Here is a 2,381-nt window from a genome sequence, read left to right on the forward strand (position 1 = left end):
GGGTGAGTACAAAGGAAGCGTCCGTTCCTTGAGAACTCAACAGCGTGCCAAAAATCAACGCCAGATATGTTGATACCCCGTCTCCGGCCGATCGGCTGGGACGAGGTTCCTTTGAAATAAACACAGCGAGGACGCTGTGAACCGCCGGATCATTCCTCCGGTGGTTCCGCTCTCGTGTGTGTGCACCGGATTACCGGTAAACATTCACGGAGAGTTTGATCCTGGCTCAGGACGAACGCTGGCGGCGTGCTTAACACATGCAAGTCGAACGATGAAGCCCTTCGGGGTGGATTAGTGGCGAACGGGTGAGTAACACGTGGGCAATCTGCCCTTCACTCTGGGACAAGCCCTGGAAACGGGGTCTAATACCGGATAACACTCCCACTCGCATGGGTGGGGGTTAAAAGCTCCGGCGGTGAAGGATGAGCCCGCGGCCTATCAGCTTGTTGGTGAGGTAACGGCTCACCAAGGCGACGACGGGTAGCCGGCCTGAGAGGGCGACCGGCCACACTGGGACTGAGACACGGCCCAGACTCCTACGGGAGGCAGCAGTGGGGAATATTGCACAATGGGCGAAAGCCTGATGCAGCGACGCCGCGTGAGGGATGACGGCCTTCGGGTTGTAAACCTCTTTCAGCAGGGAAGAAGCGAAAGTGACGGTACCTGCAGAAGAAGCGCCGGCTAACTACGTGCCAGCAGCCGCGGTAATACGTAGGGCGCAAGCGTTGTCCGGAATTATTGGGCGTAAAGAGCTCGTAGGCGGCTTGTCACGTCGGGTGTGAAAGCCCGGGGCTTAACCCCGGGTCTGCATTCGATACGGGCTAGCTAGAGTGTGGTAGGGGAGATCGGAATTCCTGGTGTAGCGGTGAAATGCGCAGATATCAGGAGGAACACCGGTGGCGAAGGCGGATCTCTGGGCCATTACTGACGCTGAGGAGCGAAAGCGTGGGGAGCGAACAGGATTAGATACCCTGGTAGTCCACGCCGTAAACGGTGGGAACTAGGTGTTGGCGACATTCCACGTCGTCGGTGCCGCAGCTAACGCATTAAGTTCCCCGCCTGGGGAGTACGGCCGCAAGGCTAAAACTCAAAGGAATTGACGGGGGCCCGCACAAGCAGCGGAGCATGTGGCTTAATTCGACGCAACGCGAAGAACCTTACCAAGGCTTGACATACACCGGAAAGCATTAGAGATAGTGCCCCCCTTGTGGTCGGTGTACAGGTGGTGCATGGCTGTCGTCAGCTCGTGTCGTGAGATGTTGGGTTAAGTCCCGCAACGAGCGCAACCCTTGTTCTGTGTTGCCAGCATGCCCTTCGGGGTGATGGGGACTCACAGGAGACCGCCGGGGTCAACTCGGAGGAAGGTGGGGACGACGTCAAGTCATCATGCCCCTTATGTCTTGGGCTGCACACGTGCTACAATGGCCGGTACAATGAGCTGCGATACCGTGAGGTGGAGCGAATCTCAAAAAGCCGGTCTCAGTTCGGATTGGGGTCTGCAACTCGACCCCATGAAGTCGGAGTTGCTAGTAATCGCAGATCAGCATTGCTGCGGTGAATACGTTCCCGGGCCTTGTACACACCGCCCGTCACGTCACGAAAGTCGGTAACACCCGAAGCCGGTGGCCCAACCCCTTGTGGGAGGGAGCTGTCGAAGGTGGGACTGGCGATTGGGACGAAGTCGTAACAAGGTAGCCGTACCGGAAGGTGCGGCTGGATCACCTCCTTTCTAAGGAGCACTTCTTACCGATCCCTTCGGGGTGAGGTCAGAGGCCAGTACATCAGCGAACGTCTGATGCTGGTTGCTCATGGGTGGAACGTTGATTATTCGGCCGGTTGTCTCGGGTCGGAGGCTGCAAGTACTGCTCTCAGGAGCGTGGAAAGCATGATCTCCGGACGGATACCGGTCGGGCACGTTGTTGGGTATCTGAGGGTACGGCCGTATGGCTGCCTTCAGTGCCGACCCCAGTGCACTTGAATCTACTGGTTCGGGGTGATGGGTGGTTGGTCGTTGTTTGAGAACTGCACAGTGGACGCGAGCATCTGTGGCCAAGTTTTTAAGGGCGCACGGTGGATGCCTTGGCACCAGGAACCGATGAAGGACGTGGGAGGCCACGATAGTCCCCGGGGAGTCGTCAACCAGGCTTTGATCCGGGGGTTTCCGAATGGGGAAACCCGGCAGTCGTCATGGGCTGTCACCCATACCTGAACACATAGGGTATGTGGAGGGAACGCGGGGAAGTGAAACATCTCAGTACCCGCAGGAAGAGAAAACAACCGTGATTCCGGGAGTAGTGGCGAGCGAAACCGGATGAGGCCAAACCGTATGCGTGTGAGACCCGGCAGGGGTTGCGCATGCGGGGTTGTGGGATCTCTCTTTC

At 57.9% G+C, this 2,381-nt stretch carries 2 rRNA genes (1 of these 2 running past the window's edge); both read left to right on the plus strand.

Annotated elements, in window-relative coordinates:
- Nucleotides 1-203: 203 nt before the first annotated feature.
- Nucleotides 204-1,729: ribosomal RNA gene (locus ABT085_RS43485) — 16S ribosomal RNA — on the plus strand.
- A 318-nt stretch (nt 1,730-2,047) separates the two neighbouring features.
- Nucleotides 2,048-2,381, plus strand: a 23S ribosomal RNA gene (locus tag ABT085_RS43490) (it continues 2,572 nt past the right edge of the window).
- The 16S and 23S rRNA genes sit together here, the layout of an rRNA operon.

Origin of the sequence: Streptomyces sp. NPDC002265, assembly GCF_040296125.1 — a bacterium.
Classification (GTDB): Bacteria; Actinomycetota; Actinomycetes; order Streptomycetales; family Streptomycetaceae; genus Streptomyces.